Origin of the sequence: Bacillus sp. FJAT-49711, from assembly GCF_018343715.1 — a bacterium.
Classification (GTDB): domain Bacteria; phylum Bacillota; class Bacilli; order Bacillales; family Bacillaceae_C; genus Lederbergia.
The window spans coordinates 848,488-873,200 of the sequence record NZ_JAGYPL010000001.1 but is presented as its reverse complement, the minus strand read 5'-3'; the positions used below and the strand labels follow the sequence as shown (position 1 = coordinate 873,200).

The 24,713-nt window shown below is 36.1% G+C and carries 20 protein-coding genes; 2 read left to right on the top strand and 18 right to left on the bottom strand.

Annotated features, from left to right (window positions below):
- Window positions 1-38: 38 nt before the first annotated feature.
- Together KHA96_RS04270 and KHA96_RS04265 are read right to left on the bottom strand one after the other, a co-directional pair.
- Window positions 39-587, bottom strand: coding sequence for a hypothetical protein (locus KHA96_RS04270; protein ID WP_349305672.1), 549 nt, complete (start codon window positions 585-587; stop codon window positions 39-41).
- A gap of 41 nt (window positions 588-628) precedes the next feature.
- Entirely contained in the window at window positions 629-2,122 is a 1,494-nt protein-coding gene (locus KHA96_RS04265) for a flavin monoamine oxidase family protein (RefSeq protein ID WP_213128030.1), read from the bottom strand.
- A 307-nt stretch (window positions 2,123-2,429) separates the two neighbouring features.
- On the opposite strand from KHA96_RS04265, the gene KHA96_RS04260 reads away from it, so the two are divergent.
- Complete coding sequence (locus KHA96_RS04260) at window positions 2,430-3,821, top strand: MATE family efflux transporter (protein WP_213128029.1); 1,392 nt, start codon at window positions 2,430-2,432, stop codon at window positions 3,819-3,821.
- A 188-nt stretch (window positions 3,822-4,009) separates the two neighbouring features.
- Here the strand turns inward: KHA96_RS04260 and KHA96_RS04255 are convergent, their stop codons facing one another.
- From KHA96_RS04255 to KHA96_RS04205, 11 genes are all read right to left on the bottom strand, one after another.
- A complete protein-coding gene (locus KHA96_RS04255) occupies window positions 4,010-4,891 on the bottom strand; it encodes a TIGR01777 family oxidoreductase (protein WP_213128028.1) in 882 nt (293 codons plus the stop codon).
- Window positions 4,892-5,110: 219 nt separating this feature from the next.
- Window positions 5,111-5,614 carry a PTS sugar transporter subunit IIA gene (locus KHA96_RS04250; RefSeq protein ID WP_213128027.1) on the bottom strand — a complete coding sequence of 168 codons (504 nt, stop codon included), beginning with the start codon at window positions 5,612-5,614 and terminating at the stop codon, window positions 5,111-5,113.
- 21 nt (window positions 5,615-5,635) lie between these two features.
- Complete coding sequence (locus KHA96_RS04245) at window positions 5,636-7,087, bottom strand: glycoside hydrolase family 32 protein (protein WP_249315258.1); 1,452 nt, start codon at window positions 7,085-7,087, stop codon at window positions 5,636-5,638.
- A gap of 97 nt (window positions 7,088-7,184) precedes the next feature.
- Window positions 7,185-8,591 (bottom strand): sucrose-specific PTS transporter subunit IIBC, encoded by a 1,407-nt coding sequence (locus KHA96_RS04240; RefSeq protein WP_213128026.1) that lies wholly within the window; start codon window positions 8,589-8,591, stop codon window positions 7,185-7,187.
- A 191-nt stretch (window positions 8,592-8,782) separates the two neighbouring features.
- The gene (locus tag KHA96_RS04235) at window positions 8,783-9,772 is read right to left on the bottom strand and encodes a LacI family DNA-binding transcriptional regulator (protein WP_213128025.1); all 990 of its coding nucleotides are present in this window, start codon (window positions 9,770-9,772) and stop codon (window positions 8,783-8,785) included.
- A gap of 247 nt (window positions 9,773-10,019) precedes the next feature.
- Window positions 10,020-10,979, bottom strand: a complete 960-nt coding sequence (uvsE, locus tag KHA96_RS04230) for a UV DNA damage repair endonuclease UvsE (RefSeq protein ID WP_213128024.1) — start codon at window positions 10,977-10,979, stop codon at window positions 10,020-10,022.
- A gap of 76 nt (window positions 10,980-11,055) precedes the next feature.
- Window positions 11,056-11,556: a hypothetical protein gene (locus KHA96_RS04225; RefSeq protein ID WP_213128023.1), complete on the bottom strand. Its 501-nt coding sequence runs from the start codon at window positions 11,554-11,556 to the stop codon at window positions 11,056-11,058.
- 232 nt (window positions 11,557-11,788) lie between these two features.
- Window positions 11,789-13,567 (bottom strand): DUF4153 domain-containing protein, encoded by a 1,779-nt coding sequence (locus KHA96_RS04220; protein ID WP_213128022.1) that lies wholly within the window; start codon window positions 13,565-13,567, stop codon window positions 11,789-11,791.
- Between the two features lie 232 nt (window positions 13,568-13,799).
- Window positions 13,800-14,435 carry a hypothetical protein gene (locus KHA96_RS04215; protein ID WP_213128021.1) on the bottom strand — a complete coding sequence of 212 codons (636 nt, stop codon included), beginning with the start codon at window positions 14,433-14,435 and terminating at the stop codon, window positions 13,800-13,802.
- 210 nt (window positions 14,436-14,645) lie between these two features.
- Entirely contained in the window at window positions 14,646-15,035 is a 390-nt protein-coding gene (locus KHA96_RS04210; protein ID WP_213128020.1) for a hypothetical protein, read from the bottom strand.
- A gap of 547 nt (window positions 15,036-15,582) precedes the next feature.
- Window positions 15,583-15,870 carry a hypothetical protein gene (locus KHA96_RS04205; RefSeq protein WP_213128019.1) on the bottom strand — a complete coding sequence of 96 codons (288 nt, stop codon included), beginning with the start codon at window positions 15,868-15,870 and terminating at the stop codon, window positions 15,583-15,585.
- Window positions 15,871-16,595: 725 nt separating this feature from the next.
- On the opposite strand from KHA96_RS04205, the gene KHA96_RS04200 reads away from it, so the two are divergent.
- On the top strand, window positions 16,596-17,534 hold the full coding sequence (locus tag KHA96_RS04200; RefSeq protein ID WP_213128018.1) for a DNA/RNA non-specific endonuclease: 939 nt from the start codon (window positions 16,596-16,598) through the stop codon (window positions 17,532-17,534).
- 335 nt (window positions 17,535-17,869) lie between these two features.
- Here KHA96_RS04200 and ltrA read toward each other — a convergent pair whose 3' ends face one another.
- The 5 genes from ltrA to KHA96_RS04175 form a co-directional block, all read right to left on the bottom strand.
- On the bottom strand, window positions 17,870-19,132 hold the full coding sequence (ltrA, locus tag KHA96_RS04195) for a group II intron reverse transcriptase/maturase (RefSeq protein ID WP_213127439.1): 1,263 nt from the start codon (window positions 19,130-19,132) through the stop codon (window positions 17,870-17,872).
- Between the two features lie 758 nt (window positions 19,133-19,890).
- Window positions 19,891-20,262, bottom strand: a complete 372-nt coding sequence (locus KHA96_RS04190; RefSeq protein WP_249315257.1) for a VOC family protein — start codon at window positions 20,260-20,262, stop codon at window positions 19,891-19,893.
- Window positions 20,263-20,466: 204 nt separating this feature from the next.
- Window positions 20,467-20,850: a MarR family winged helix-turn-helix transcriptional regulator gene (locus tag KHA96_RS04185; protein WP_213128017.1), complete on the bottom strand. Its 384-nt coding sequence runs from the start codon at window positions 20,848-20,850 to the stop codon at window positions 20,467-20,469.
- Between the two features lie 746 nt (window positions 20,851-21,596).
- Window positions 21,597-22,709 (bottom strand): YcjF family protein, encoded by a 1,113-nt coding sequence (locus tag KHA96_RS04180; protein WP_213128016.1) that lies wholly within the window; start codon window positions 22,707-22,709, stop codon window positions 21,597-21,599.
- Window positions 22,710-23,674: 965 nt separating this feature from the next.
- Window positions 23,675-24,406 (bottom strand): restriction endonuclease, encoded by a 732-nt coding sequence (locus tag KHA96_RS04175; RefSeq protein ID WP_213128015.1) that lies wholly within the window; start codon window positions 24,404-24,406, stop codon window positions 23,675-23,677.
- Between the last annotated feature and the right edge of the window lie 307 nt (window positions 24,407-24,713).

Here is a 24,713-nt window from a genome sequence, read left to right as displayed (position 1 = left end):
ATTTCGTGGTTCTTATTGAATTCCCTTTTATTATTTCATTAAATATCAGATAGCTCCTCCAACGTTTTTAAAACGTGATCGAGAAACTCCCCTATTTCATTCATATTTTCCTCGTTGATTTTATGTTTAAATCTAGCATCTATTGTATCCATATAACCTGATTCTTCGCCATATACAAAACTTAACGTTTGGGTTAACTCGATGTCAGATTCCCAAATAGAATTTAATGCTTGCTCAACCTTTTTACACTGAATTGCTGTGTTATTGATATGTTTATAAAATCGTAGGGTGATGGAACATCCCGGATTTATCTCTGTCCATTCTAATATCTCACCAGCCAAATCCTGTAATGATGCCTCTAATACAATTTCTGCTGTAACTTCAGGTTGATCGACTAAAGCAAATTGAATAGAAAATTCCCTTGCAAGAACAGATAAATCGATTCGATCTACTCGGTTCATAATGGTTATGATCCGATCGATATTATCAAGATCGTATATATGATTTTCAAAAGCTACTTTCAAATTCTCAAAAATGGTTGGATCGTACATTGGGTCCTCCGATTGAAACATCTTTAATATATTCATTATAATATGATGATTTTTTGAATGCATCTGGGGTGGTCCGCTCAATCATTAGGGAAAGACTTTGGCAGATCATTGACTTCATGTGCAACTCGTATTCCAGATTCAATGGCACCCTGAATCCAGGCATGAAGGCTTGAAGCATGTTCACCTGCAAAATGAACCCGCCCTTCGGGAGTAGAAATGTAAGGCGACAATTCTTTAATTTGTTCTGGTTTGAACATCGTAAAAGCTCCCCCGGAATACGGATTTCGAACCCAACTATAACTCGTTCCAGTTTCGAACTCTCTAAACACCTGTTCACCATGGATTTTCGCCAAGTTTTTCAATGTATATTCCAAACGATTTTCGGTGCTCATACTATCCCAAATTAAAGCATCATCTCCCCAAGTATAACTGGCCAAAATGGCACCAGGTCCAGATGAACCGATTTGAGTGCTTGGATATTGAGTGTAAGCAATTGGAAGGTCAGTAACCGTTTGTCCTCCGTTCAAGTCTTCTTTTTCCCAAAACCTGTTCTTAAACTGAATAGCGGTCTTTGTTGATCCTACATAGTTAAGTTCACGAATTGCTTTCCATTTGTTATCGGAAAAAGAATCGCGTGGTTCAACTTCGACAAATTGCAAAACAGAAAAAGGGATCGTTACAATCGCAATGTCACCCGTAATTGTATATGGCCTTAAAATCTTTGTTTGAATGGAATCAATTGTAACTTGGTTATGATGCTGTGTAATTTTCGTTACTTTATGTCCAAACATAAGGTTATCTCTCAATTCAGGAAGAAATGCTTTTGGAAGTTTGTCATTGCCATCAGTGATCTCGTAATAGGTACTGTCAGGATTAAACAAAACCATTAAGTCACGCAGCACTTCTAGAAATGAAAGCTCCGGAAGTCCTTCTAAAGAAAGAACCACTTTAATCATTTCGATGGCACCCGGAGACAACGTGGTTCCAAATGGGTTATATCTCAAATAAAGGTCCATGGAATATTTATCAAATGCTTTTATGACTAATGGCCAATTTTTATGTGGGTTTTGATTAATAAAATCCGTAACAGGCTTGGTTGCTAATTTGAGTAATTGTGCAGCCGTTTTACCTCTTTCCCTTTGGGCTACTGGAAAGTCAAAAATTTCTGGATTCTGTTCATAAATCTTTAAACGGGTTTTAATTCCTTTTATATATAAGATATCGTTTGGGGTGCTATTCACAAATTGATTAATGGGAAGGTTAAATTTTTTTATATATTCCAAGGTTAAATAATGGGTATGAGGAATTCGCATTGCACCTGCTTCAATATATAATCCATTAGTAAAATCAGACCGCAGCGTGAAGACTCTTCCACCAACTCTTTCAGAAGCTTCAAGGATTGTGACATTGTGCCCTGCATCCTTTAATAAAGATGCCGCGACTAGACCAGCCATACCTGCACCAGCAATGATGATCTTTTTGGGTGCTTCAGTTTTATTAAGGCCTCTTCTGATGATTGAAAGCATCTTATTAGACGATAATTGAGGAAATGCGTATTTGTAATCTATCATTACTTTCCCCCTTTTTACCACCGACCTGATTATGAAATTTTCTTCATAAATACTATTCAATAAGATATTCATTTATGTTCACACATCTCAAGATATCCGCCAGTGCACGTTATTTGGTCTTCTTTTATTATTGGATATAGACTTTATAAATGTATTGTATTATTGATAAAATCTGATAAAATTTCACTATTGTATGAATTTATTAAATTCTTGGACTCTAGCTAATATTGGAGCTGCAACTCTAAGAAAATAATAATTCCACCTGAAAACGAAAAAAACACATTAAAACAAAGAAGGGTTCCAATCAATGAGCTTATTTGTCCGAGAAAAATCATTTTACAAAACGTTTTTTACCTTAACAGTGATCATTGGCTTGCAAAACATTATTACATTCGGAATTAACCTATCAGACAATTTAATGATTGGAGGATACAGTGAATACGCACTTTCTGGAGTTGCGCTGGCAAACCAGATTCAGTTCGTCCTGCAAATGCTCGTCATGGGTGTTGGCGAAGGAATGGTCATTATGGCCTCAAGATACTGGGGAGCAAAAAACATCATATCCATTAAGAAGATATCAAGTATAGGGATGAAAATATCCATTCTGGTAGGATTGATTATGTGGGCAATTATTTTTTTCTTCCCTGAAGCAGTTCTGTCACTGTTTACTAAAGATGCTAACGTTATTGCAGAAGGAACGAAATACTTAAAGATCATATGCTTTTCGTATATTTTCTTTTCTGTTACTAGCATTCTTATAGCTATTTTAAGAAGTGTTGAAACCGTTAAAATTGGTTTTATATTGTCCACTTCTACCCTTATTATTAATATTTGCCTAAATTACGTATTGATTTATGGACATTTTGGTTTTCCAAGTATGGGTGTACAAGGTGCAGCTATTGCGACTCTTACTTCAAGAATTATTGAATTAATTATTATTATCATTTTCGTGAAGCGCTTCGACCAAAAAATTTATTTGAAACTTCAAGATTTCATACATTTTGAGCTCAGTCTATTCAAGCAATATATTAATCTAGGCTCACCTATTATCATGTCCAACTTTATTTGGGGTTTAGCGATGGCTGTACAGACTGCAATTCTCGGACATATGGGAGCTGCTGCAATAGCTGCAAATAGCATTGCAACTACTGTGTTTGGAATTGTAGCCGTTGCCGTATTTGCTTCAGCAAGTGCCACAACCGTACTAATTGGAAAAACAATCGGCGAAGGCAATATCAATAAAATTAAATCGTATGCAAAAACCTTGCAAATATTGTATCTCTTGATCGGATTAGGTACTGGAGTTCTTCTATTTATTACAAAAGACTATGTCTTAGGCTTTTACACTATATCTGATGAAGCGAAGGCACTTTCTCTGCAATTTATGACCGTTCTAGCGATTACAGTAGTTGGGACTGCGTATCAAATGCCTGCATTAACAGGTATTGTCCGCAGTGGAGGAGATACTAAATTTGTTTTAATCAATGACACTATTTTTATGTGGATGATCGTCCTTCCTGCTTCTGCCCTTTGTGCTTTTGTATTTGAACTGTCACCATTGATCACGTTTATTTGCTTAAAGTCTGATCAAATCTTGAAATGTTTTGTGGCGATTGTGAAAGTTAATCGATTTAGATGGATTAGGAACTTTGATTCGGCAGACGATGAAATAGAGGAAACCGTTCTAAAGGCGAATTAAATAAAAGTCATCATAAAGTATGACTTGATATTAATATCTTTCGGACCCGCATATTGCGGGTCCTTTTGGTAGATGGAGTATTTGAAATAAATTAAAAAGGGATAATCCTTAAAATGAATCATCCCATCATATCCTTACATTTTTTTCTTAATCAGATTCCAAAATTTCTTTATGACTCAAACATCTTTTTAAAGGATATCCTCCAGCGCTTTATCAATTTTGTCAAAAGAAAATCTAAAACCTTCCGTCGATAACCTTTCCGGAATGACCCAACGACTTTTTAACACTAATTCTGTCTCTGTTCTTATGAAAACTGCTCCCATATCAAGCATCCATTTCGGCGAAGGCAAACCAAAATTTCTATTCATTATTTTCCTTAAAGTTTCCATTAATTCTCTGTTCGTAATTGGATGTGGAGAGGAGCAATTAAATACACCTTTCAAATCTTCCCTATCTTTTAAAAAGAAAATAATATTAAATAAGTCCTCGATATGTATCCAACTGAATTTTTGCTGACCAGAGCCTTGAACGCCTCCGAGACCAAATTTGACTAAGTTTTTGTAAGGAGTCATCACCCCTCCCTCACCTAAGACAATGGCAATCCTTAAAGCGGCCTGTCTTGTATTAGGCAATTGAAATGAAAAAAATGATTGTTCCCACGCCTTAGCTACATCAACGGAAAAACCAGATCCGATATCACCGCTTTTTTCCGTCATTGGTCGATCGTCCGCATGTCTATAAATAGTGGAAGTACTTGAATTGATCCATAATTGCGGGGGGTGATTACATTCCATAATGGCATTTCCAAGTGTTTCTGTCGTTTTTATCCTTGATTGTAAAATTTCCTCCTTATTTTTTTCATTGTAACGACAGTTTACCGATTTTCCAGCAAGGTTAATTAACATATCTGCTTTTTCCAATGCCTGTATGATTTCTTGTTCATTCTCCCAAGAAATATATGGAGAGTGTCTAGAGATGATTTTCACTTCATAGCCCAAATCTGTGAACTTTTTCTCGAAATATCTGCCTACAAAGCCTGTTCCGCCGGCCAGTACTACTTTCTTTTTCAATTTAATCACTCTTTTCTTCTTTCCCACTGTAGTAATTTAATTATTACTACTATTCTAGCGAAATAATAAAAATATTCCTATCAAAAATCAATTTGAATACGAATTAGGATAAAATAAAAATTAATAGAAAGCGGCATGAAGCTTACAGTTCTAGAGAAAAATGAATAAAAGCACCCACAATTGGGGTGCTCTTCAAAATGAAGTGATATTTTTAATGACCTATCTAGAAGTTACTCTTAAAATGATATCCTCATTTTTTGAAGCTTGCCCACCTGAAGTTGAATGGTCAATGCTTTCCATCTCATCAGAATTCGTAATAATGATGGGAGTTATTGTACTAGTTGCCTTTTCTTTTACTTTTTCGAGATCGACTGTAACCAGGTTATCTCCAGTCTTAACTTTCTCCCCTACATCTACATGGGAAGTAAAGCCCTCACCATTCATAGAAACCGTCTCTAAACCAATATGAATTAATAATTCTGCACCATTTAATGCTCTTATTCCAACAGCATGTTTTGTAGGGAAAACTTGTATGATTTCTCCATCAACTGGAGAGACAAACTTCCCTTCGACTGGTTCAATTGCAATTCCATCGCCCATCATTTTTTTCGAAAAAACTGGATCTGGGACATCTTCTAATGGTAAGATTTTTCCTGATACATACGCTTTGAGTTCGATGGTTTTAGATACTTCTTGCTTTTTTCCGAACAGATTTTTAAACATATAAACACGACCTTTTTAAGACTATTGATGATTAATTTGATAAGATTGTAGACTCCAAATTTCCCATCCAAATTTTAATTTACCTTTTACGGCAATTACACATTGATTTTTTGCTGTTTCCTCATAGAATCTGCTTGTAAATACAGTTTTGCCATCGTTAAGAAAAATTTCTAATGAAGATCGGTCTAAGAACATATGAATCTTTTCCAATTTATCGATCTTACATTGCCTAGTTTCGAGTTGGTTTTCATCAAAGCTTTTTCTTTCTAATGTTAATATACCTTCTTCATTGTAAATAAGCTTACAATTGTTCTGCAGCTGTATTTCAAATTGTTTTCCAGCAAATTGTTCAATATCAATCATGATTTCATTTAATTCGCTGTCTAGTGGGATTTCCATTTTCTCATTAGAGATTGTTATGTTATCTGAGTCTCTTTTATTTCTTAATAGCTTTAGTTCTTCTATTGGCTTTTGGTATAGACAGCTGTCTTTTACGTATAATTCTCGAGGAATGGTTAAGGCATGTAGCCATCCATACTTTATGGAATGATGGAACTGTTCCTGTTCATCTCCCATGCCCATCCAAGCAAATAAAATTCTTCTCCCTGTTTGATCTTCAAAAGTCTGTGGTGCATAAAAATCAAAACCATGATCAAGCTCAGTGAACTCACCATGAACATACATATTTGATTTCAAATCCCATTCGCCGATAAAATATCCGGATTGAAACAAATTTTCATATTTAAATGGTTCTGATTTTAATCCTTGGGGAGAAACCAATAAAATATCTTGATTATTTAAGGAGAAAAAATCAGGACATTCCCACATATATCCAAAGTTATTTGATAGGGACATGCCGTTTCCAGCTAAAGGACCTTCCATTTGCCAATGCTCTAAATCGTCCGAAGAAAAAAGAATAGCTTGACCAATAAGTGATTCAGTTTGGGCGCCAATTACCATAAACCACTTATTTTCTTGCTGCCACACTTTTGGATCTCGAAAATGAGGCGTAAATCCTTCAGGTAAATGAACGACAGGTCCTTTCTTATCAAAATGAATACCATCTTCTGATATAGCTAAACATTGATAAGTTTCCCGGTTACCGTCTTCTTTTTTAACATTTCCAGTATAAAAGAGAAATAACTTATGATCATATTCAATGGCAGAACCAGAATAACATCCGTCTTTTTCATACCATTCACTCGGAATTAATGCTGGGTGATGTTCGTCCCAATGAACAAGGTCTTTTGAAGAATAATGCCCCCAGCACTTAAACGTATGCTTTGTTTCAAATGGGTTCCATTGGTAAAACACATGATATTTTCCTTTATAATACACTAACCCATTTGGATCATTCATTAAACCAACCGGTGGAGTCAAATGAAAAGCTAGTCGATTATGATCTTTACCTTTAAACTGTGTCAGCTTTAACTTTTGAGAAATATCATTTCTTAGCTGTAATTCCTTTTCCATAATGAACTCCTTTTACAAAATATTAAGCTATAAGTTTATCAGTAGAAAAGCGGTATAGAGTAAACATTACTCCTAACCGCTCATATAGTTTTAACCATTAGTTTTTATTCAAATCTTTTACCATTTTATCAGAGAATCCAAAAAGCCATGTTAAAACAAACGCCGTAGCGATCGCAACAATGTTAACAAGTAGGTAAAGCAAGATTTGACCATTTAAATAGAGAAGTGTACCAGGGATAACTGTGATCGCCATTCCTGTTGCTTTAAGACCGAATATGGCAGACAAGAAACCGCCTACTCCCCCTCCTATTAATGCGAATATAAAAGGTTTAAAATAACGAAGATTCACACCAAAAACAGCTGGTTCTGTTATGCCTAAAAAAGCTGAAAGAGATGATGGAAGAGCTAAAGCTTTTAATTTTACAGATTTAGTTTTCAAACCAACAGCCAGTGCAGCCCCACCTTGTGCAGCGACTGAACAAGTAACGATTGCATTGTATGGATTATTGCCATACGCTTCTAAAAGCTGGATTTCCAACATATTAAAGATATGATGCACACCCGTTACAACGATAAGCTGGTTCAAACCACCGATTATAAGCCCGCTAATTCCTAACGGCCATTCTAAAATTGCTTTAAATATAGAGAGAATAATATTTTCAGCGGAATGGAAAATGGGTCCAATAACGAATAATGCCAAAGTAATCATGATTAATAATGTTAAGAATGGAGTTACAATTAAATCCAAGACTTCTGGAACTCTTTTGCGGATCCAGCGCTCAAGCTTGGCGCCGACGATACCTGCGATAAATGCTGGTAAAACTGAGCCTTGATACCCTACTACTGGAATAAATCCTAAGAACTTAATTGATTCAACATCACCAGCTGCTACTGCATATGCGTTTGGCAGTGCAGGAGTCACGAGCATTAATCCTAATACTAAACCGATCGTCGGATTACCACCGAATACTCGGAAAGTAGACCATGCTACTAATGCTGGTAAAAAGATAAAAGCCGTATCAGTTAAAACTTGAGTAAAAAGAATAAAATTCTGTGAAATATCATTGGGTGTTAACCCAAACAAAGCTAAGATCTGTTCCTGCATGACAAGTCCGCGCAACCCCATAAATAAACCGGTTGCAACAAGGGCGGGGATAATAGGAACAAATACATCTCCAAAAGTCCGAATTGCACGTTGAAAACTGCTGCCAGCTTTAACGGCTTCTTGAGCTTGATCAGATTTCGTCGAACCACTAACTCCTAGCTTGACCACTTCATCATACATCCTATTAACTGTGCCTGTTCCAAAAATAACTTGATACTGCCCGGAGTTGAAAAATGCACCTTTTACTTTTTCAATATTTTCTACACGTTCTTGGTCAATTTTATCTTTATCTTTGACCATAATTCGTAATCTTGTTGCACAATGGGCAGCGGAAACAATATTTTCATCTCCGCCGATTGCATCAATGAGGTCTTTTACAATTTGACTGTTTTCTGACATGGATTTTCACTCCTTATGAATGTTTTTAATGCACTTTACCCGAATTAAAATGATTAATTCTCACATTTTGTGGAATCGATTCCATGAAAGCGAAAAAAAAGTAAAGTGTTATAAGATTATATTCACATTTTAGGGAATCGATTCCACACTGTTTAAAAGAATAATACGCTTCTTAAAATTCTTTCTGTTAATTATAAAGTATCTCCCTCTATTATTCTATAATTTAATACTATTTTTTTCTTATCTAATTCTCCACCCTTCATTGTTTTATATAAAATTTCAGCTCCTGCCTTTCCAGCTTTTTCGTTTTCATAATCAATCGTCGTCAGTTTTGGCGATATATATTTTGATAACTCTGACGTACCAATGCTTACAATACTCATATCTTCAGGAATTCTTATATTTTTTTCTTGCAAGTAACTCATGGCACCTATCGCTATCCGATCGGTAGCAGCAAAAACTGCGTCTGGTAAGTATTGATTATTTTCAATTATTTTTTTCATGCACTCATATCCTGATTCTAGATGAAAACTACCGATTTCAATCGACTTTTCAGTTAGAGGGATATGATTTTCTTTTAATGCAGCGACATATCCTTCTTTTCTTAAAATCCCTACAGCTTGGTCTGTTTCATGTACGCCAATAAAAGCAATATTTTTCTTATCTTTATTGAGAAGCATGTGTGTTAATGATTTTGCAGCATGATAATCATCATAATAAACGGATGATATTCCGGGCATATTTTGTCCAATTACAACGAAAGGAAGCTTTAAATTATCTATCTCCTTTATCAGTTCCTGCTGAACATTTGTTGCAACTAATATGATTCCATCTACTTGCCGATTCGCTAATAATTTTACATACTCAATTTCTTTTTCAATTTGTAAATTCGTGATCGCTAATAAAATTTGATATCCGTGCTCACTTAATACCTCATCAATGCCACTTAAAACTTTACTTGAAGTTTCAGTACTAATTCTCGGCAAAATGACGCCAACGACTTTTGTTTCTTTTGTTCGAAGTGATTTCGCTTGCTGGCTAGGAACATAACCTGTTTCTTTTATTACTTTCATGACACGCTCCCTAGCTTCTTCACTTACATATCCAGTATTATTTAACACTCTGGATACAGTAGTCCGAGAAACATTTGCCATCTTTGCTATATCTAAAATTGTAATCATAATATGCAACTCCAATGATTGACTATTTTTCTTAAAAAATAATATAGAATTTAATCCTTATAAATAAAGAAGTCTCCATCCTTTGATAGACCCTCAAAGAATAGATTACTTCTAAAGTGTAGTTTACCTCAATAAAAATGTCACTAAGATTACTTGTTGATTCTTTAGAGTTTATGAGAAAATAAATTTTTAAATTGTAAAAAGATCATTTTGTATAAATTATCACTTATAAAGATCCGCTCCTCAGCTAGTCCTTAAATCTTATGGCACCTCCATTTACCCGCTTAAAACCACGTAACTTGCTTAAATCTTCAACTAGTTTTAATGCAGCTTTATCTTTTGCTTTTGCCTCTATCATAATATCAGCAGATTGGCCGTACGTTTTTAATGCTTTTATAAATGGAATTGCAAACTCCAAATCAATATAGTCTGCATGTGCTCTGATTAATTGTTCTGACTTAGGAGAGGATAAGTGAAATTTAGGCGCCCTTCCAGTACGTTCCCATGTGGTGAAAATTCTAGGTAGTAAATTCTCAAATTCTTCATTTCCAGAATTTGCGATGTGATGATGATAATCAAAAACAAAAGGTACTTCATGCTCCTCACAAATTTGTAGTGTTTCTTTTGCGGTGTAAGTCTTGTCATCATTTTCTAGCGTCGTTTGCATCCGTATTTCTTTATCAAGCTTTTCAAAGTTTTTATTAAATCTATTTATAGCATCTTCCTTATTCCCATACATTCCACCAACATGGATATTAATGGTTGCCTCTTTATGTAAATTCATGGCTCTCAACATTTCATAGTGATAGGTCATATCTATTATTGCATTGCTCGTAACATGATCATCTGGACTTGTAAACAATGTATATTGATTTGGATGGAAGCTGACCCGCAAATGATGTCTTTGTACCAATGCTCCAATTTCTTTAAAAAGATCTTTAAATGAAGTTATAAAATCCCACTTTACCTCTGGATGTGTGGCAAGTGGTACTAGTGAAGAAGACATTCGATAAACCTCAATGCAATGTGCAATATTATAGTGAAGAATTCGAAGCGTATTTTTTAAATTTTGCTCAGTAAGATGATATAACTTTTCCTTTCTACTTTCTTTATCTAGTTTCTTCCAGTTCGTAAAGGTTACCGTTCGAGAAGGAGAAGCCTCCCACAGAGAAAGTGCTGTTGAGACGTAACCAAATCTAAGGATCATCGTTTTACTCCATTTCATGAGATTTGAAGAAAATAGTGGTGATTTAGTGTATAAGGTGCCAAGGACTGAAACAATACTAAATTGTTTTAGTCCCTGACACCTTAATAAAAGACCACGACCTTTTTGTCTTCTCGTACAGATACTGTAAGCCATATAATAAATACGCTTTATAGTGTAAGTATATAAAAAACTGAAGGTGATTTAAGCGATTTAAACGGATGATTTTCAACTTTTTAAGAATATTAATAAAAAGGAATGCAAAGAGCCCATCACACATGAGATTGAGCAACACATATTTTTTAAAGTTTCCGTAAGAATATTTTAGCAACCACATGGATAAAGGCATGTAAGGCCCAATGCTAAAAGGAAGTTCATCCCTTATAAACGATTTCTTCTTATCGTAAAACCCCCACCATTTCCGTTTGTGTCCATACAAATGATTTAAGATTTCATAAAACACAATAATGGCGCTTGCAAAAGAATAACGTTTTATATTTCGCTTTCCTAGAAATAGCAATGATAGCCAAGGAACTGTTAACATCAATATATTAAAAAGTATATGCCTTTTTGTTATCATAAGCGATTTCACCTCAAATGATAATATTTCCATTCCCTTTTCAAAAAATCCATTCAGGTGATATCTTCTTGTTAGATCGTATGGATAAAACCGGAAAAGGCGAATAAAGGTTGAATCTGAATAGGCTCCATTCCTTCATATCATATGAACATTAAACGATGATGGCTGAATAGATGGATAAAGCGTACACGATCCTTTTCGTGTACGCTTTATTTAGGAGATTAATGGCGCCTTACTTGATTTTAAGGAAAACAAAAATATCCGCGTTGTACTGAGAATCATAGTTATCAATGGAGGCAGCCAATATGGTCATTTTGACTTTATCATTTTCTTGGGTAACCATCATTTTCTCCGCAGGTAACATGTTTTTTCCTGAATCACTTTCAAGATGATTCTCAAAAATTTGATCAATCGCTTTCTTCATATCAAATCGGAACAATTCATTATTTTGTTCATCCACTAAAATAAGGGTAGGATCCTTCCTATTGTCATTCTTTAAAATGTAAGTTTTATTTTCTATTTGAATTGGTATTTTCAAATCGGTTTGAGAACCTTGAAAATACAAATGAATCATCCGGTCATAATTCTCAATATTTACTGCAGGGCTGCGTTCCCAATTGATGTGAGCATATTTCCCTTCCGATCTATCAGTTGGTTGATCGTATGTTTCTTCGAATCCGAACGTTTTATTAAAGTTATCAACGTTAAATAATTTTGCCGGCAGCCAATCGATTTCAGCTATATAGTTCAAGTCGTTTAAATAACTGGCGGTCCTTGTAATTGTTTTCTTGTCATCAATGGAAATATCCGAATTCGGGACAATCTTCCCATTTTGAAACATATCATTTTCCACCAATGTTCTTTTTAGTAAATGTACTTGGCTTACTTTTGCAACTGTAAAAGCATCGACAGGCGGAATGATTGAAACAGCAGAAAAAACAATTAATACAGAAGCGATCAGCCCATTTCTTTTAACAGGAAAAAAGCTGAATACAATTCCGGCTATAAGAGCAAAAATGCCGAACATGATTGCGTAATAACGGCCATAAGTGACACCGATATCGCTGATTTTTAAAATCGAAGCGACCGTTTGGAATAATACAATCGGTATTAATATTTTTGGGAAAATTTTTCTAAATAGCTTAGCAAACCTATCCTCTAGATGACTCGAAAGAATATAGACCAAAATAACCGTAATGGCATAAGAAACGAGCATTGGTTCCAATAAGTTATTTGTCCAGAAATCGCCGCGGATATTTAGGATTGTATATGCCAACAAGATGATTGTATATACCGCTGTTAAAGGAATGATGATAAAAGAAATCAAAATTCCTAATGTTTTGGGGCATGTGATTGCCTTTTCTATCTTTTCCCATTCACCGCTCAACTCGTTAGTTGGACGATTGCTGTCCTTTTTGCCCGGATATGGCGGGGTATAGGATAGAAAGAAAACGGGTGCAAACAAGGAAAGTACAATATTCAATACATGTGCATACGTTTTTAAATCTAATGAGAAAAGAAGCTGGTCAATCGCAATAATAATTAAATTTAGACCTGCCGCTAGAACGGATGAAAAAAGCACTGTAAGGAAAAAGGCTTTAAATGCAGACATAAAGCTTTCGTTAAACGTTACCTTACTTTTGATGGCTGGGATCCATATAAAGGCCATCATCAAGGCAAATATAGAAATGGCGGTTTTTGTACCAATTTCTAAGCTAAAGGTGGATGCGGAATGAATGGCAAAATAATAGCCGGCCGTCAAAAGTATGGATCCAAACATGAGCACGAGACGCTCACTAACTTTTATAAAAAAGCGTTCATAAACTTGCTGGCCGATCACGCTTAACAATGACCCAATAATAAAAGTAAATAAATATTTAAGGTAATCTTCTGTTTCGCTATTAATCATATTCACGTTTACAGTAGCAATGGCCAAAAGAAAGAGCATCGTTAAAGGATACCGGTTTACAGCCTGAATAAGCCCGATCAACTTATTTCGTAAGTTTTTCATTATAAATCAACTTCCCCCCTCTTCTTTATACTATATATATTCAATATGTTTTTAACCTCAACCTGAAAGACAAGCATTTAGCTTAAATAAAAAGCATGGTTAATATTGGTACCGTGAGGCATATAGTTTCCATGATCTTGAGTACCCTTCCCAACACTCTTTAGAAAAGCTGAACCCCTGCTTCGTTAAAAAGTGGACACTCCATGGGGGTGTCCAAAAAACAAGTTATAAGTTACTTCCGCCTATATTCACTTTCCATTTCATAAATTCGTTGTTCGAGCTCCATACTTTTGTGTTCAATGAAATTTATTTTTCTTCCAACGTATTCGCGATTGGTGTCCAGCTTTTCGCCATTTTGGATCACAAGCCTTTCAAGAACCTCTAGACGATCATTTGTTTCCTTGCGAAATTCTTGCATTTCATTTCGAAATCCGAGCATATCTTTTTGAAATCCAAGAGTTTCTTCCCGAAAATCATGCATATCTTTTTGAAATCCAAGCGTTTCTTCCCGGAATCCGAGCATATCATTTTGAAATCCATGCATTTCTTCTTGAAATCCGAGCATTTCTTTTCGAAATCCAAGAGTTTCTTCTCGAAAACCGTGCATGTCCTTTTGAAACCCAAGAGTTTCTTCTCGAAATCCGAGCATATCCTTTTGAAACCCAAGAGTTTCTTCTCGAAATCCGAGCATATCTTTTTGAAATCCAAGCGTTTCTTCTTGAAATCCGAGCATTTCTTTTCGAAATCCAAGAGTTTCTTCTCGAAATCCGAGCATTTCTTTTTTAAATCCAAGCATTTCTTCCTGGAACGCTTCTTGTTTCTTTTGTCCTTCATGAAGGACTTGTAACATTTCAAGGATTTTTTCCATATGCTATAGCCCCCAAATACAAATAATTATATTCAATTATAACTGAAAATTCGCTATTTTTCTACAAAGGTCTACCGAAAGGTTCAACTTATACGCGGTTTCAGTCATTATCGTTAAATTGCAGTATTTCTGCAACATTTTTCGTGGGATAGATCGAATTTCTTCACGATATCTTATTTTCACGTAAAACTACAAACATCATAGAGATGCTTAACTTATTATTTTTATTGCTTTTTCCTTCATTTCTGTATATCTTTCATTAAAAAGTTTTACATAACTATCGTCTACAGTTATGCGCATAATGATTGCCTTTATTTCACTTCTATTGAATCGGCCCTGGTCATGTATTTTATATCCCCTGCCATTAAGTTTAAATCTTACTATAAAATTGTTGTTTTTTTCATTCTCTCTTGGATAGGTCTGTAAAAAATTTAGAACTACCTCTTGGCATGTACAATCTGGGTTCATACAATAGGAGTCTGCAAACAAAAATAATTTTCCAAGATAATTAAGATGTAAATAATCGTTATCTAGATTGGGGAAAACTTCTGAATAACAAATAGTAACACCTTTGGCAATCTTACTCAGCACGGCATCCATAGTATCTCTCCTTTTTAAGTGGTTTTGATACAACCGGCAAAATTCCCATTTATTCAAGAATTTAACAGAATCTATTCACTTCAGCATTTTAGTAGAATGTTTTTATGAGGATATGATGAGTGGATTTAAAATGGTGAAACAGAACGGGGGAAAATTGCAGATTTAATACGAAGTAAGCAAACTTAAACAGTTTTTATTTTCATCTTAATTTCAACATAATCATCAACCTCCCTTTCAGAAAGATTATATCATACATTTAGTAAAGTTATGTGAAGGTTTAATATTTTTTCAATCTTTCAATCAATAGGATCCATACATAATCTTGTTTTTCCTAAAAAGTGCATCTCCTAGCACGGTAAATCTCTTATTCCCTCATGTTGTCAATAAACAAAAGTGCACTAAAATAATTTTGAATTGTACTGGAATTGTGTCTGTGCCTGGACCATGTAAAGCGCTAGTCCTCCCTACTTTAAATCTTTTGTAGGAGAGGACTGGCATTTGATTCACTGAGTATTTGTTATGTGATTATAATTCAAGCTTTTTTGGATTATGGTTGTGAATCATCCTGCATAGCTTGAAGATTTATGAGTGCTCTCTCCATGTGCCCCACCGAATCTTCTACACGCAAATGAGCGTCAAATAAAGGCTCACCAGGAGTAACATTTCCTTTCATCTCTCTTCCCTGTGCGTTTATTATTCGATGCTGTAGTTCATGTAATTGTTGTTTCACCTCTTGAACAGCTTCAATATCCGCACTATTTCTTGCGTCAATTGCTTCTTGTTCAAGTTTATGGGAAAGTTCGATAAGCTCCCAGTTATCTCTAGCATTCGTCATACAGCATTCCTCCCAATATATTCTCAACCATATCTTTAGCTAATTTTTATTTTTGTAGACTCTTTTCTTAACTAAATATTATTGTAAAATAAAGGGATTTACATGCACTACCCACTCCCTAAATAATTGTGTTTACATTCTAGAAAAATAGAGGGAGGATTATGGACTCCATATGTTTTGGCAAAATCTTTAAAAAGGTACCTGACCCTTAGTAAGTAACGGGGGTCAGGTACCTCCATGCCATCCTCTGCCATAAGGGAAAATCTATTCCCGTTCAGGTGGTGTTATTCTCGTTCAAACAAGTAAAACATTCGCACATTAAGGTCGTACACGATATACATATTACTAACTTTTGCATCGATCCTTGCACGTTCACCAGTCATCTCCACCCATAAGACAGCCCACTCAAATTTTCTTTTAGGTATTTCATCCTGTCCCTCTATAAGATAAACACCGCCTTATTAAAACTTGAGCGGATAATAACTGATTCATAAAACATTCAAATTTGGGAGGACGACAATTACGTTTTAAGTTATTTTATGTGGTAATATTCAACTGTTAAAGTAAGGGATAATAAGGAATTAGAAAAACTAAAGGGTACTTTTTTATTCTTTCTTTTGATTACTTTAACAGTAGTAATTGGTTTAGTTTACAACATTAATCTCTGTTAACATTCCGAGATTATTAGAATGAACAACATGAAACTATTTTAGGGGAGTCTTAAAATGAAAAAGAAAATGACCTATTTAATCTTACTTTTAACGACCATCTTTATGGTTGGTTGTACCAACGTAGAAGATTTATCCATTACAGATGGAGAAACAGATCCACAAGAAGTAACCACAATTAATACAAATGAAAATAGTGAAAAAGAAGAAGCTATTACTACAGTAGCTGATGAACCAGTAGTAGAGAAAACACCGACCCAACCAAATAATGAACTGTTCTCAGGATACAAACTTATTGAAGTTGATGGTGGTGATTTGTCTGGATATCGTGAAACTAACGTCGTCGTTGATATTGGTTATGGGGACCGTGAATATTGGGCATTTACTAATGAATACGGGCAACTAGTACGTGTCATTGCTGAGGAAATCATTGTACAAGATGATAATAATGAACCTGTATTATCATCTGGCAGATATTATTCTGATGAGGCAAAGGTTCCTGGTGTTGAAAGTGACGTTTTAGATGAAGGACATATCATTGCTGATTCTCTCGGAGGGGTATCGAATGCTTATAATATTACCCCACAAGATAGTACGCTCAACCGACATGGTGATCAAGCTTATATGGAAGACGTGATTCGTAGCGCCGGTGGAGTCACTAATTTTGAAGCCATTATCACATATCCGAATACGGAAACGCAGATTCCTACACGTTATCAGTATACCTATACTTTAATGGGTAACGAGATCGTTGATACATTTGACAATGTGAACCCTGATGAAGTAAATTCATCACTCGGTTTAACAGGCAGTGAACCTTCTGATTCAACTAGTTCAAATACAAACGGTGATATTTCTAGTGTTGATACAAACGGTAATGGACAGGTGACGATTAAAGAAGCAAAAGCAGCAGGTTTCAGTATGCCAATAACGAGTGATCATTGGTTGTACCCTTATATGCGCGATAATGATAATGACGGTATGGTAGGTGAGTAAGCCCCTAGAACTTTGAGGCAAACTAAATGTACGATTGAGTATTTTCCTCTCATATGAGCAAACCAACCCCTACCTCTCTTTATTGAACTTAGGGAATATGAGAGTATATACACACATGAAAAGGTATCCCTATATCTGGGGCTCTACCAACAAAACGCGGAAAACATACGTTAAGAGAATTTTGGAATAAAAAAAGTCGATTTTCCTACGCTAAGAGAGTAACATCAGGAAAATACGGGTTTACAACGGTAAGGAAATCCAATCGAGTAGGAGGGAGTGATTAACCCCCGACCTCTCACACCACCGTACATACCGTTCGGTATACGGCGGTTCAACTAAGATTGGTGACGCAAAGTTTCGTAACGAGATAATAGACTTTTGAGCCCTTGGGAATTCCAGTAGGAGTTTCCAAGGGTTCTGTGTAGTATCGGACTTTTGGAGATTCTCCAATAACTTCTACGTGAGTTTCCCCATTCATAAGCCTTTCCTTTCGGAACGCCAAGTCTAATGAGGTTCCTCACCTTCGTGCTTGGTTTCTTCCAATTCTTCCACATACACATCCGAAGTCTTCTTCTAATCCATGAATCAAACTCCCTGAATACACTTGGCGTATCTGCCAGGGCGAAGTATCCGCACCATCCCATTAGATATTGGTTTAGTTTCTCTATTCGATATTCCATGGGATAAGGTTTCTTTCTTGAGGTAATTTCTCGGATTTTATTCTTCATCCGTTTCACGCTTTCTTTGGCAATCCGAACTTTGGGTTCTTTATGAAAGGTAAAACTGAATCCAAGAAATTTCCTCTTCCAAGGACGGTCTACAGCTGACTTTTTCAAATTAACTTTCAGCTTAAGCTTTCCTTCTATAAACAAGGTGATGGAATCCATCACCCGGTTTCCTGCTTTCATTGTTTTCACATAGATATTAGCATCATCGGCGTATCGTACAAATTTGTGACCTCTTTCCTCTAACTTCTTGTCAAATTCGTCAAGGACAATGTTAGAGAGTAAAGGACTGAGAGGTCCTCCTTGTGGAGTTCCTTCCTCACTGGTTGTCACAATGCCATTTATCATGATTCCCGATTCTAGATATTTACGGATTAACTTAAGCAGGCGTTTATCTTCGATTCGTTTCGCTAGTGTCCCCATTAATTTGTCATGGTTTACTCTGTCGAAGAACTTCTCCAAGTCGATATCAACCACCCAACGATAACCTTCCTGTATATAACCTTTTGCTTTCCTAACCGCATCATGGGCGCTTCGACCTGGTCGAAATCCATAACTATGGTCTGAGAACATCGGGTCATATATAGTCGTTAAAACTTGGGCAATTGCTTGTTGAATGAGACGGTCTGTTACGGTAGGGATACCTAATAATCGCACCCCACCGTCAGGTTTCGGGATTTCGACCCTGCGGACGGGTTGCGGTGTATAGGTACCCTCAAGAAGTTCCATTTTCATGGATTCCCAGTGTTTCTTGATATGCTCTCGTAGGTTTTGTACGGACATCCCATCCACACCATGACTTCCTTTATTTCGTTCCACCCTTTTCAGGGCGGAAAGGAGGTTTTCCCGTGACAGTATTCGTTCCATTAACATTGGTTACGCCTCTTTCCGTGAACAACGATTCCACTTATGCCAGTTCTGCTCCACCATCTTGAAGTCCCCCATGGGATTCACCATATCCTCCTTCAAGCATGCCTTATCGGTTATCTGTGTTCATCGCAGGTTACTGAATGCCAAGATGTTGCTCTCTCTTAATTGTTCAGCCCTTCCCATTCTTCTCGAGTTCGAATGGTACTATGGCCTCTGCTGACTTCTGATTGTTCAGCTATCCATCACTGGATAGGTTACCAAGTGAACTTGGCGTTCCAATCAGACCTCCCCAGGTAAGAACGTAGTCTTTCCCTCCACCTATCTGCTTCATTTACTACATACAACCTTCGGCAGAAAGGGCTTTGTTCTGTACTGCAAACTCACCCAATCGTAAATAGCCTAATATGAAGTTCGTGTTCCTCAGACCGGAGGTTTGCCGCTCGCTTCCTTCAGATTCCACGTCACCGTGGACACCCTTGCGTTAAGCTAACTGCTACTTCTGCCTTCGCAGTTCGGGACTTGCACCCTATAGACTACGCCCATGCTGGGCGCACAATAAAAAAAAGCCTAATTTCTCGCTTTTAACACCGAGAAATTAGGCTTTAGTTACTCCATTAAAGCGCCCGTTTTGCTGAAAATCATTGCCTATACTTTATTCAAAATAAGTACCTGTTATTTCGATGAGAACTACGGTAACAATACGTGTTCTTGTCCCTTAAGAGTTGCTTCGATAGGACTACTCAGCCAATGAATTCTCAACATTAAGTTCGATAATAGGACAGCACCCAGCACACGCCGTTTCGGTCGGTAACGATGGCAAGCAGTCCGTTAAACGGAGCTTCGTACACTTCCGAATTAATAGTCCCGCCAGCAGCAAAATCTCCGTAGATCTTTCGGAACGCTTCCTCCGTCTCGATTTTCAAGAAGACTCTCACGTAATCGCCTTTTAGCACCGGCTTTGCCGCTCGAGTATCTGCAAACTTAAGGGTTGCCCCCTCTACATGTAGGTCCGCGTTTAGCACCTCTTCCCCTTGCTTGCGCAGAATCTCAATCTCACCACCAAAAACGCTTTGATAGTACTTGATTTCGTCTTTGCAGTTCTCCACTACGATAAACGGGTTCGCTATCATCATTTACATCCTCCTAAATTTTATTTGATCATATTTGAAACGCACGATTTCAATCATGAGTAAGTAAACAAGCGGTTTCCGTAATGATGCCCGACTTCATTGCCGTTCAACTGAAATTCATACCCTTCGAATCGATGAACTTGCTCGTAATGCCAGCCCAAATCAACAACTCTTCGATCAAGCCTAACCCTCCATTCCCGCTCATCCCTACGTCTTCTCCCGTTCGGTAAGATTGCTAAGTACGGTTCTTAGCAAGCCAACCAACAAGTCATACTCCTCATCGGTAATGCCCATTCTGGTTTTACTTTTAACGCGGTCCAGCCCTTCCTGTACTCTCGGTACCACCTCACGTCCCGAGTCCGTCAAATAGAGCAGATGATAGCGGTTGTCGGCGGGATCGGGTTCCCTCCGCACGTAACCTTCTGCTTCCAGCTTGGTAATCGCCTTGGCTGTAGTCGTTTTGTCAATGAGCAGTTTCTTGCTTAGCTCCTTCTGAGTGATTGGTTGTTGAAACGCAATCGCCATCAGAAATATATACTGTCCGCTTCCGATTCGATACGGCGCCAACTCGTTTGAGATCAATATCTGCATGTGTCGGTAGATGGCCGAGATGTATTGGCCGTGCGATTTCGTTAATCCCTTGTCATTTTGCCTCGACTGCTCGCTCAGTTTACTTCCCCCTTAAATAGGATGTTATTGCAACTAATTTCATAATACGCCATATAGGATGCCATTGCAACTACTTTTTTGTAAACTTTTCCAAATTTCCGGATTTCATTTATCTTTTTTAATACATTTACCGAAATTGGAATGAAATTAATTCGCTATCCTGCCAAGTTAGCTGAATAAAACATCTTCAACAATGGCCTGTTTGTTGAACAAAATTTAAAAAGTCATTTAGTTCATTAGTTATGGATAAATGACCATAAACGACCGTTTTTGGATATGGTAAGTGAACTTCTCTAAAAACCTTAAAAACTACTTAAAAACATGACCAAAAATACAACCAAAATCTAAATACTTCGGGAGGTGGCTCTGTCTTATGAAATTCATCTGGTTGTCAGTATTGTTGGACCCGACTTTCGTTTTACGGACAAATACAACAAGCCTATATTGATTCGATCATATGTTTATGGTGGAACCGTTAGAATTTTAGTGTATTCGTCAGATGAGATTATTATAAGCAACTAAAGGATAAGCTTCCGGAAGAAGCATCTCTCAAATTAGAAAAAAAGATGCCTGATCCCCGGTGAGGTAATACGTTACCGCACTGGGGATCAGGCACCCACATATGGAATAAAGGATATAGTTTTTTCATCAAAATACATATTAGCATGTTATTTTTTAATGTTTTCTTCGTACATCTCTTTCATCATTCTAGCAATTTGTTCATTATCATAGCTTTTGCCTCTATACTCCGCTTCGGCAACCTTTTGCATAACCTCAATATAGGATAAAGCTAAAGCAGTCGTTAACATTGATGCAGTGGAACCACTAATTAATCCACCTGCAATAGTGCCAACTCCCGGTATGAGTTTTAGTAAATTAGAAACAATATATCTTCCTAATAATGCCGCTCCTCCACTACCACCAATCGAAGCCACAATTCCACTTACTAACGCTTTGTCTAAAGAAATTCCAAAAATAGCTGTAATGTGAGCTAACATTCCTACTTGCATTGGTACTAAAACAGCAGCATCTGAAAATGGTATCGGTGTAAATCCCGCACCAAAACTGCCAGCTATATAACCGGTTGACCAAACCCTTGCTTCTTTTGCTTTTTTTTCGATATCAACTTTCTGAGCATTGTTAAAAGACTTTTTTACAGCTTCAGGTAAAACCTCATAAGTTTTTCCAACTAATTCTTTCAGCCCATGGGAAGGAATATTGATGTCCTTGGATATTTTAAAAGGCTCTGCTAAAACAGTTTGAACTGCTTTTACATTAAGATTCAATTCTTCGATAACCTTTTTAAATTCAAAGGCGCTTTCACCAAAACTTTGAGTCAACACAAGAATTACGGGTACATTTTCTGCAAATGAGTTAATTAAGTCTATTTCTAATTCTTCAATTCTGTTTGAATTTGAATTAATGCAATACCATATTGCATGTATATAATCTTTTTCTTCACCTTTTAGATATAAATCTTTAATTTTACCGTTAATTTCTTGAATAATTTCTTCTTGAACTTCCTCTTTTAACTCTAAGCCTTTTGTATCATATATACAAAGAGGAATTTCTTTTTTTGTAATCTTTCTTAGATGTTGAGTTACTGGTTGTCCAATTCCTGTTTCTGCTAGGTTTTCTCTGAAAACATTATTAATTAAGGTACTCTTTCCTATACCGGTTTTACCAATTACCATGATATTTACAGGCATTAGCTTATTAATTTCTTCTTTAGTCTTATTGAAAATATCGTCAACAATGCTGAAACCAGTTTGTTTAGCCATAATGACACCTCGAATTTTTATATAATATTGCTTTTAAAAGATAGTCTACTTGTTTAAAAATACTTGATTTGTAGAATTAGGTATATTTCACAAGTACCTCATTTTCGTTTACAGAATCTTAGAAGTCAATGTTTTTCCTCGATATGATACTAGGAAATGGTAAACAGTCTTGCACTCCCTAGTACATTTATTGCCACAAGGTCGGAAATGTTATGTATAGGATACTACATTAAAATTCTCTTCCAAATTTCAATAAAATCGGTACGAAAGATTCGCAAATGACTTCTGTATAAGTAATCATCCGTGTTTCTTATACTAAGCCTTTCTATTATACCAAAGTAGCCTAGGTAAAACTTTTACCTCAAAAATGCCAGTAATAGGTGGGGAAGCCCCCACTCAATGAACTTTTACTTTATAATGTCATCTGTAATAATTTTATTAAGAGTTTTTTTCCACATAATATAAGCTCTCTACATTTCTGTGCAGTCGATAAAGGAATCGCATCTTTATGTGCCATTTGATTTCGGTAATCTTTAGTGACAGCTATATCGCATTGATTTTTCATGCGTGAGCATGTTTAGTAGATTTCCAAATTAGTTCCAATCCTTGATAAATATACCAACACAGGAAATAAACATTAAATTAAGATTTGCATTAGAGTTTCATATGTAAAACATAATCATCGAGACGTGGCATGATGGTGTTTTTAATGATGTAAAGGGTTTTATCAATAAAGCAGATAATATTAGTCAGAAAGTGTGGATTATTGAACTGAGTAGTGATTTGCATAAGATAAAGTAACTTTAAAATTATCGGTTTAGAATTTGTAGATTGAAACCCTTCAAAATGAGAAGGGCTTTTTTTATTCCACTGAATCATCCTATTATCTAAGCAATTCTTCCAAGTCATTTTCTTTCATATTGAGTTCTAAGAATTGTCAGTGGTCCTATTAAGTTACAATGTCTTTATTTACTATGTACATCAGGAGCTGCCATAAATGACTTATTCTGTTCATATCGTATACCCATTGTTTGCCTACAAGAAGGGAAATTAGAACAGCCAAAAAACTCATTACCTTGTCTGCTTTTCCTTATAACCATTTCTTTTTCACACCTTGGGCAAACTGGAATATCAATTTTTTCTCTATTACTGTTCGCTATTTTTTCCGGTGGAAGATTTTTTTGTTTTTTACGGCTGTCACCTGGTCGTACTTCCAGCAACATTTTGACAAGTTGATCTCTGTTAATTAATTCTACATTGTTTGTTTTAGCCAATTCAATCGCTGGATTAGTGAAATAACTATTTGTAATCACCATGGATTTATCAGCTTTATAGTGTTGAACTGCACCAACCACTTCCTGTATAGCCTTTATTCCTACATTGGAGGAATAGCGCTTTGCTTGTACAACCGTTTTCACATTATCTTTAACAAGAATTAAGTCGGCACCAAAATCACCACGAGACTTTGTTATCTTTGCATTATATCCACTCATCTTAAATAATAATGCTAAGTATTCCTCAAATTGAAACCCATCCATTTGATCTACTTCATTAATTCCAGACTGGATAAGCTTTTTATTTTTAAATCCTATAATAGTAAATCTAACTACCTGTATGAGAAAAATTCCACCAAACGTAGCTAGTCCAGCATATGTCAATGAATGCATTTTGAAATAAACATATAAACCTAGAAACAAAGATAGACTATTAAGTGCGTCAATTATTTTTGCAACTTCTTTTTTCTTGATTTCTTTTCACCTCCTTTATTAATGACAAAAAAGCATGCGCATATTATGGATTATTGGCTCCTTATGATTGTTACTGCTATTTTTCCAGCTGTGTAGCTATTAACTATCAATTCCACTAATTCGATAAAAAGTTGCAAATTCCTGCATAAAAGAACATTATTGGGACGTCATTTTAACTAGCCTATTCTTATATTAATTTTCCATGCCTCTCATCGTCTTGAGCATAATCACTTTTTTTGTCCTAACGGTTTGATTC

Coding starts and splice junctions, on each gene's coding strand:
- KHA96_RS04250 (WP_213128027.1), bottom strand. CDS start 5,614: ATGTTTAAAAATCTGTTCGGAAAAAAGCAAGAAGTATCTAAAACCATC.
- KHA96_RS04190 (WP_249315257.1), bottom strand. CDS start 20,262: ATGATGATAGCGAACCCGTTTATCGTAGTGGAGAACTGCAAAGACGAA.
- KHA96_RS04240 (WP_213128026.1), bottom strand. CDS start 8,591: ATGTCAGAAAACAGTCAAATTGTAAAAGACCTCATTGATGCAATCGGC.
- KHA96_RS04210 (WP_213128020.1), bottom strand. CDS start 15,035: ATGGATGCCGTGCTGAGTAAGATTGCCAAAGGTGTTACTATTTGTTAT.
- KHA96_RS04205 (WP_213128019.1), bottom strand. CDS start 15,870: ATGACGAATGCTAGAGATAACTGGGAGCTTATCGAACTTTCCCATAAA.
- KHA96_RS04235 (WP_213128025.1), bottom strand. CDS start 9,772: ATGATTACAATTTTAGATATAGCAAAGATGGCAAATGTTTCTCGGACT.
- KHA96_RS04265 (WP_213128030.1), bottom strand. CDS start 2,122: ATGATAGATTACAAATACGCATTTCCTCAATTATCGTCTAATAAGATG.
- KHA96_RS04200 (WP_213128018.1), top strand. CDS start 16,596: ATGAAAAAGAAAATGACCTATTTAATCTTACTTTTAACGACCATCTTT.
- KHA96_RS04270 (WP_349305672.1), bottom strand. CDS start 587: ATGAATATATTAAAGATGTTTCAATCGGAGGACCCAATGTACGATCCA.
- KHA96_RS04215 (WP_213128021.1), bottom strand. CDS start 14,435: ATGGAAAAAATCCTTGAAATGTTACAAGTCCTTCATGAAGGACAAAAG.
- KHA96_RS04245 (WP_249315258.1), bottom strand. CDS start 7,087: ATGGAAAAGGAATTACAGCTAAGAAATGATATTTCTCAAAAGTTAAAG.
- uvsE (WP_213128024.1), bottom strand. CDS start 10,979: ATGATCCTTAGATTTGGTTACGTCTCAACAGCACTTTCTCTGTGGGAG.
- KHA96_RS04185 (WP_213128017.1), bottom strand. CDS start 20,850: ATGCAGATATTGATCTCAAACGAGTTGGCGCCGTATCGAATCGGAAGC.
- KHA96_RS04180 (WP_213128016.1), bottom strand. CDS start 22,709: ATGGCTAAACAAACTGGTTTCAGCATTGTTGACGATATTTTCAATAAG.
- KHA96_RS04260 (WP_213128029.1), top strand. CDS start 2,430: ATGAGCTTATTTGTCCGAGAAAAATCATTTTACAAAACGTTTTTTACC.
- ltrA (WP_213127439.1), bottom strand. CDS start 19,132: ATGTTAATGGAACGAATACTGTCACGGGAAAACCTCCTTTCCGCCCTG.
- KHA96_RS04220 (WP_213128022.1), bottom strand. CDS start 13,567: ATGAAAAACTTACGAAATAAGTTGATCGGGCTTATTCAGGCTGTAAAC.
- KHA96_RS04225 (WP_213128023.1), bottom strand. CDS start 11,556: ATGATAACAAAAAGGCATATACTTTTTAATATATTGATGTTAACAGTT.